Here is a 7,764-nt window from a genome sequence, read left to right on the forward strand (position 1 = left end):
GTACCTTTAACGATCAAAGTTAAAGGTTACGACGTTTATTGAAAGGATTGAATGAGTCGATTTAAAGACGCTTACATAAAATTGAACGGCAAATTGACAAAAAGCCACCTGATAGAACAGGTGGCGAAGTGAACTAAACTCGAATTGTGGCGTTCAATTAAAGACTTTATTTGTCTAATTGATTCTTATACACAACACCATCTTTCATGATAAGATCTAGGTTTGTACTAGGAAGAGCTAAGATGGATATATCTTCAAGTGGATTTCCGTCCACAAGCAGCAGATCAGCATAAGCTCCTTCTTGGATTACACCCAGTTTTCCTTCTTTGTAAGGGTGACGCTCTCCTGATAATTCAAATAGCTCTGCATTGAGTGATGTTGCTTGCTTTAGGATTTCATAAGGTGTGAAATACTTGCTGCGCGCGATAAATTCACGGTTTTGCATACGGTGAAGTGTTAGTGAACCTAAGATATCAGTACCAAAGGTCATTTTTAACCCCATTTTCTTTGCACGCTCATACCCATTTTGGGCTCCTTGCTGTGCTTTTAGGTATTTAGGGATTGAATCACCTTTCATTCCTGCCTTCTCTGGAGGCAGACTAAAGGCTAAAAATTGAGTTGAGAACCAGACATCATTTTTTTTCATCAATTTCATGGTTTCTTCAGATGCAAATAGCCCGTGCTCGATACTTTTAACACCTGCTTTGATAGCATTTTGTATGCCCTCATCACTGTAGGCATGAATAGCGGCGTAAGTACCCCATTTGTCGGCTTCGGTCACAATAGCTTTGAGTTCTTCATAAGTATATTCCGTCACATCCAATGGGTCGTGAGCGCCTGTGATACTGCCACTACCAAAGATTTTTAAATGAGTAGCGCCTGAGCGAAACACATCTCGTGATGCTTTTTGTACTTCAGGTATACCATCAGCAATTATTGTCCAGCCCCTAATGTAGGCTTTGTCGATTTGACCCGTAAAGTGAGGTGACATGTAAAACATACGCTGATCATAATCGCCATGGCCTGATGTTTGTGAAATAAACGCTCCAGCGGGTAAAATTCTAGGCCCAGGAACGATGTGTTCGTCGATAGCTTTTTTCAAGCCGAAAGCTGGGCCACCATTGTCACGAATGGTAGTGAAACCACGTTGCAGCATTTCGCCTGCGTTGACACCAGCAAGGGTTCCAGACCAACCTTCGGGTGCGCCATAGATGAGTGTTTCGATATCATCGGTCCACATTATATGAGTATGTGCATCAGACAAACCTGGTATCATCGTTCTACCATTGCCATCAATGACCTTAGCACCTTCATGAATGATGTCATCTGTTGAGATTGTTTGAATTAGATTGTCTACGATCAACACATTTGCGTCTTCCGTAAGTTCTTCATTGACGCCGTCAAAGACATCGACATTAGTGATCAATACAGAATCAGCTAGTGCCCCAAATGAAAGACAGCTGCCAATCAGTGCGCTTAGTATGGTGAGATTATTCATTTTCGTTTACCTAGAGTTGGAAATTTTTCTGTCAACTATTATTAACTCATAATTCATGATTCAATAACAAGCTATGTGCAATGGCTCGTCCTATTTGATCCAACCTACGGTAGGATGGATAGCTTGTAATTGTTTGTATACGCCCTTTCAAGCTATGTTCAACAAGGTTTTGGCGCAAGGTAAGTGTAGTAGTTTTGGTGATGGTTGGTAAAAAATCGACTCGATTGCAACTATTCGCTTCAAAGTGAAAAACGAGTGTGTGTACAATAATAAAATCCGAGAGTTGTGAACGCTCAGTTTTACGTCTTTGTTGCGCTTTTTCGCTGAGGGATGTCAATTTAGAACGCCAGTCATTAGAAAGCCCGCGGAGAAATCAGCGGGCTTAATTATGTGGTCCACCTTAGTTCTTGATGGCGCTGCTTATCATCAGTCGGAACTGGTAAAAAATGCGGCAAAAGTGCTCAATATCGAGCTTCATTACTTACCGCCTTACAGTCCAAATTTGAATCCAATTGAGCAGCTTTGGAAAGTAATGAATGAGCATGTGAGGAATAATATTTACTTCTCCTCCAAGCCTGAATTTACTTCATCCATAAAGAGTTTTTCGATATAACGCTTTGCGAAAATTAAGCATTATCGAGCTATTTCAAGTAGATATGACAAGTTAGAAAGGAATTATGCCAGCATGCTATCGCTGGCATTCATGTTGATGTGGCTACCGATGTATTGTTGAACACGAAATGTACAGCAAAGATCAACACGCCTAGTGAACTATTGATATATCACTGTAGCGCTGCAGCTTCATAACCGTTGTGCGTTCCCATATGCTACTGCCATTCATAACAATCTCTACTACTCGATGTTCGTCACAAAACGCCCAAGACGGCTTTCCTTTAAAGGTAGATTCTATTTCTGATACTTGTCCTGGCGTTAACTTAGATACATCTAAGCCAACATCATAAGCATATGTTGAAAGCTTGCTTTTTTTCACAGGCTGACTATTTATGTTGGGTTCGGCAATCTGTTGATACGTATCTAACACGGTAACTTGGTTCGCTAAGTCATCAAGTGAGGAGGCGTGACCTACGCCTCCAAACGAGATTGCGCAAACTAGTACAGCAGCGGCAATTCTCATCGCATACTCCTACTTGCTTTTAAACGTCGGGTTACCATCTGCGCCGGATTGGGTTGCGGAGAACGTCGGAACCGTAATATTTTTCAACCAGCTCGCTTTATCAATTCCCTTGAAACGTCCCTTATCCTCTGGTGTATAACGTATAGGTTGACCTGCCCATACTTTCTTGAACTCACCATCGTCGACCACTTTTTGACCATTAACAATCACATAAGAAATACCTGATGTTGGTTTGCCTTGCTCACCCGCTTTATAGGTCGAGTTGTCTTGAACCGTTTCTGGATCAAAAATGGTAATATCAGCCACCATACCTTCTTGCATACGCCCACGTTTCTGCATGGACTCTAGGCCCTCATCGCCTAAATGTTTCGCAGGCCAGTAAGTCATTTGCGCCAAAGTAAACATCAATGGAACCCCCTCTTCACGCGCCATTGCAAATACTCTACCGCGTGTACCCGCTGTCCGTGGGTGACCTTTGTATTCTGTGTAATCAGCATCCCAAGAATCAACACCTAACCCCGAGTAAATAGAGTCAGCTGCTACAGTCATGTGCGGGATCTTCAAGAAATATTTCAACCATTCTTTACGTGGTGGACTGAAAATCACGACAAGGTGCCCCGGGTCCTTTGCCACCAAGTCTAGATATGCTTCTTTGTCTAAGAACTTGTCAGAATCTGGGTCATAAATAATGTCCTCGTACTTGTAACCAAACAGCCCCTCAACACTTTCTGGTATTAAGAATGACGAACCAATGGCTGTGGATGCAGCGTCGTACGGATAGTATTCTGACCACATGTTCATACCTTGATCACGAGCCGATTTTAGTTTTTCCTCAACTTCCCACCAACCAAACTCATTGTTGTGAAGCATTAATAATCCCGCTTTGAGTGCCACAGCATTTGCAAAGACTTCGTCAAAACCTAGTTGTCCTTCCGGGTTTACTGGATTGCCATGAAAACGAGTATGAGATGCAGTGAATCGCCCCCAATTTGCCGCCACTTTTTGTGATTCATACATTTCAAAGGATGTAAGACCATTTCGCATGTATGCGGTTGTCGATGCTAGGTTGATAGCACCATCTTGAAAGCCCTGATCCAAAATAGTCAGAATTTGGTTCATTTGTTCTTCATTGGCCTTAGTATCAGACCATCCGCTGACTCCGTCTTTGGCAGCTTCTGTTCGTAATTTACTCAGAATATCAGGCGCGTCATACGCTCGATCAATTTTCACTTCAGGGTCAAGAACCTCTAGCCTAGCCGCCTCTTGACTGATTCCAGTACCATAGTTCAAAGGCCAGGCATCTTTCTTATTTTCGTACCATTCAGCTACGCGAGTTGCCCCTATTTCCAGGTCCATCCCTGTGGTCACACCATCAAGAGCTGCGAGTTTAATTGATAGACCATCAAGAGAATGAAAGTGGGTATCAATAAATCCCGGGGCGACAACTTGACCTGATGCGTCAATAACCTTGTCACCTTCTAATTGATCGGCTGAAATTATAATAATTTGACCGTCTTTTATTCCGACATTGAGCACCGCATCCAGCATGGTTTCAGGATCCATGACCCGACCATTTTCAATAACTAAGTCGTAGTCTGCCGCCGACAACGCTCCAGCGTTTAACGTCAATGCTGCTAGCACTGACAAAGTCATTAATTTCTTATTTACTTTCATTTTTTTCCCTTATATCTTTGCTAATTTCTTGTTTATCTGAGCTAGTACAGAATGACAAGAACTAGACTAAATGCTCTCAAGACATTTTGCTCTCGATCTGGCTTGCATTGTATGTCTACCAAACTATAGTACATAATCACTTATGTCGGATCAGATACGACGGCGTAACCTATTTGCACGAAAAAGTGATGTTGGAGACTTCAAAGTCCAAGCCGTTGAACAAGTGGTTAAGTGAGAAAATAGGCTTTGCGGAATTAAACTTATAGATAGAGCTACCCCGTTTCGTGTATTTCTTAGTCAATACGACAAGTTTCAGGCATACCTAACCCAGTAAGCTTGTTCAACGCTTTTATCATCGCGTAAGTTTCACCCACCTGGGCATTGTAATTTCTTAAGCTCAATCGTCCTCCTAGCAACTGTTTAACTCGATACATCGCCGTTTCTGAGAGTGAACGTCTGTGGTATCCATACCGCTCTTTCCAGTACTTATTTGAGCCGTATAATTTCTGGCAACCCACGGCGAGATTTCGAGGGTGACCACGTTCCCAGAAGGCTGCTTCTTCTCTTGGGGAATAAGTGCAATGGCTCCCTTAACCTTAATAACAGCATGACATACTCTCGTGTCGTAAGCCCCATCACCAGATATCTCAAGGATACTTCGGCGTGTTTGTTTCAGTAAATTCGGGAGTACTTCTCCATCTGTAACCGTTGATAAACTTAGTTCGTCGGCAATGATCTCATGAGTGCTTGTATCGACGGCAATATGCAGCTTTCGCCAGACTCTACGCTTGCCATCCGTCCCATGTTTTTGACTTTCCAATCACCTTCGCCATAAACAAGGCCAGTTGCATCAATGGCTAGGTGCTGTATTGCTCCTCTCGTTTTAGTCTTAAATGAGACCTCAACTTGCTTGGCTCTATGACTGATGCAAGTGTAATGCGTACAACTTAACGGTACATGGGCTAACCTAAATGTCGAGTCGAAAAACCCTTGCAGCGCTCTCAGTGGCATAGAAAAAACTCGCTTCACCATGAGTACTGCCGTGATAGCTAAATCGCTGGCCTGACGTGATTTCCCGCGCTTATTCTGTTTGCTTTACGCCCAACCACTTATCGCTTCTTCATCAATCTAAAAGGTCAGAGATCTACGGCTAATGAGTGGTTGGTTGTATAGCTTCCAGTTGGTTATTTTGTAACGAGGTTTAGGCATAGGGCTTCGATAGGGAGCGGACGTAGTTGATCAGGTCGTAGGTTCTGGATTTAGTTCAATTGAATTACTCAACAAAGCCATATGTGGATCTACTGCTCAGGCGCTGAATCGCCCGAAGCGGCATTACCGAATGTGAAAAATATCGCATTGTACGACTATCAAAACAGGCGTGCGAGGGCATGCCCTATTGCCTTTTTAGGCGGCTATAAGGGTTATTTACAAGCCGATGGCTACACGGCTTGATGGTCTACATCAAGTCGCCAATGTGGGGGGCTTAGCAAATGCTCGTCGTAAGTTCATGGATGCTAAGAAGCTTCAAGGGAAAGGTAAATTGGGGAAAGCTGCACTCTAGCTTTAAGAGGAGAATGCTAAAGTGCTGCCATAGATTTACATGCCTTTGATTTTTAGATGTTCGATATACGCTGGCTCTAACATGTTGCCGTAAACGACAAGAGAGATGCTCATCAAGGTCAGTGATGCAATGAGGGTGATATTATATAGATCTATATTATTGGTCATTAGGTTTTGTCTCCATATATTTAGATAGAAAAATAGGGGCGAGGATCATGCAAACCATAACCAAAATGCCGGAAATCAGAATAAAGTCAGCAACTTTCTGCAATATTGTCATTACGAAACCCTCTCTTGTATGTAGATAACCAGCTTTCTAGGGGGAATTCGCCTGATTTCAATAATGGTCCATCATATTCTTTTAGCTCTCTTTTCTTTGAGCTGGCATCTGTTCTGGGAGATGAGCGATCTGGGCGAGTTCCTTTTCTTAGCCTACTTTTAGATACAATTAGTACATCAATAGTTGGATTTAACATGTCTATATCTCAAAATGGTTTAGCTATCAGCAATTAAGTTTTTTCTTAATTCTGCTTAATGAAAATCGTGCAAACTATAGCAGCAAGAGCTAATAGAATGTGTGGATTAATGTTTTCTTATTTGACTTAGCTTCATGTAAAATTTGGGTCGCAAGTTCTTCTATGATTAGATAATTAAATTGTGTTAGATTTCCTCGACTAAATATTGTGTTGTATGAATATTTTATTGTCATCCATTCAAATTTATTTTCTGTAAGCTTTGGAATAATTTGTAGAGTATTCGGACGCAGGCACTCATAAAGAGAGCCAATGCGGCCAGCAATCGTTAAACTTAATTCATTGATTTTTAAGCTTAAAAAGTTAAAACTCTAGTTTCTCTACTTTTCGGACTTCCCGATTTTTTAGTTGTAATTTTTGAGTGAGCGAGTGCGTCGTTTTAAGCATATTTCTGCTATTGATATTCCAGTCTTCCTTTATCTTTTCATTCAATAAACTGTCATTCGGATATATTATTGCTCGATACTCTGACATAAGAATACAGGAAGTACACTGCTTTGGCTGTGCCTGTTTTTTTGTTTGTAAAATGTTAAGATAAAAAATAGCAGCATCGATAAAGATACAATTAGTATAGTGACCACTATTATTCCTCCTTTTGGGTCATTGTTGCCCTCTTTTTTGTACTATATATCCTCCATCAAGGATTAACAGTGATATTTATAATTATTTTTATCATTTTATATGGGTATATAGGGTATTTTTTATATGTGACTTTACCTTTATTTTATTCAGTTGTTAAGAATATTTAATACGGTTTTATGCTTGAATGCCTTGAAATGGCAATAGGTATATCTAATGTTATATTGATATATTTAATTTGCGCTTGTATACAAGTATTTTTTATTTGGTGATAACTGTTGTAGAGCTCTTACTTTTATTTTCATTCAACTAATTAACAGTTTGAGCTATGAATAATCAAAAGTTAGTTCCGATTTCTCTAATCGCTGTGCATTAGACGTAAATGCAGATGAAAAGAACCCGGAAGATCCCACAAAAATAATTACCCGCACAGGATTTGGTTATTCCAGTACAGGCTTAATGTTAAATAGATATTTAGGCTTAGATGAAACAAGGATGTTAAATGGTTCGATTAAAGAAAATGGTGATGAATGGAGGCTAGGTGGTTATTTGATATCGGCATCGTTAACTTCGACTTTCGTCAAACCGATTATGGTGACGGTTCGAAAAACACTTCGTATAACATTGGAACCTTTGTCCCAACTTCGGAGTTTGTTTTTCAACCTTGGGGTTAGATGACATTTATCATGGGGGTATACCTATAATGATAGGTTTTGTTGCTTAATTCAGATAGAAGACATGCCTGGTCCATAGTTGCCTAATTCTTAAACAATGCACTGAGTTTC

At 40.8% G+C, this 7,764-nt stretch carries 4 protein-coding genes and 4 pseudogenes; 3 read left to right on the top strand and 5 right to left on the bottom strand.

Going from position 1 to position 7,764, the window contains the following annotated elements:
* Positions 1-166 precede the first annotated feature (166 nt).
* Positions 167-1,498, bottom strand: coding sequence for an amidohydrolase family protein (locus Q1A70_RS18050; protein ID WP_299694914.1), 1,332 nt, complete (start codon positions 1,496-1,498; stop codon positions 167-169).
* Positions 1,499-1,898: 400 nt separating this feature from the next.
* On the opposite strand from Q1A70_RS18050, the pseudogene Q1A70_RS18055 reads away from it, so the two are divergent.
* Both Q1A70_RS18055 and Q1A70_RS18060 read left to right on the top strand, forming a co-directional pair.
* Positions 1,899-2,111: pseudogene (locus Q1A70_RS18055) on the top strand (transposase); the annotation flags it as partial.
* A gap of 3 nt (positions 2,112-2,114) precedes the next feature.
* Positions 2,115-2,231, top strand: a pseudogene (locus tag Q1A70_RS18060) (IS5/IS1182 family transposase); the annotation flags it as partial.
* 30 nt (positions 2,232-2,261) lie between these two features.
* Here Q1A70_RS18060 and Q1A70_RS18065 read toward each other — a convergent pair.
* The 3 genes and pseudogenes from Q1A70_RS18065 to Q1A70_RS18075 all read right to left on the bottom strand — a co-directional run bounded on the left by Q1A70_RS18065 (position 2,262) and on the right by Q1A70_RS18075 (position 5,516).
* Positions 2,262-2,633, bottom strand: coding sequence for a hypothetical protein (locus Q1A70_RS18065; RefSeq protein ID WP_299694911.1), 372 nt, complete (start codon positions 2,631-2,633; stop codon positions 2,262-2,264).
* 9 nt (positions 2,634-2,642) lie between these two features.
* A complete protein-coding gene (locus Q1A70_RS18070; RefSeq protein ID WP_299694908.1) occupies positions 2,643-4,307 on the bottom strand; it encodes an amidohydrolase family protein in 1,665 nt (554 codons plus the stop codon).
* 293 nt (positions 4,308-4,600) lie between these two features.
* A pseudogene (locus Q1A70_RS18075) lies at positions 4,601-5,516 on the bottom strand (IS5 family transposase).
* A 78-nt stretch (positions 5,517-5,594) separates the two neighbouring features.
* On the opposite strand from Q1A70_RS18075, the pseudogene Q1A70_RS18080 reads away from it, so the two are divergent.
* Positions 5,595-5,859: pseudogene (locus Q1A70_RS18080) on the top strand (transposase); the annotation flags it as partial.
* 44 nt (positions 5,860-5,903) lie between these two features.
* On the opposite strand, the gene Q1A70_RS18085 reads toward Q1A70_RS18080, so the two are convergent.
* A complete protein-coding gene (locus tag Q1A70_RS18085) occupies positions 5,904-6,035 on the bottom strand; it encodes a hypothetical protein (protein ID WP_299694905.1) in 132 nt (43 codons plus the stop codon).
* Between the last annotated feature and the right edge of the window lie 1,729 nt (positions 6,036-7,764).

It is taken from the genome of uncultured Vibrio sp. (assembly GCF_947488985.1).
Classification (GTDB): Bacteria; Pseudomonadota; Gammaproteobacteria; order Enterobacterales; family Vibrionaceae; genus Vibrio.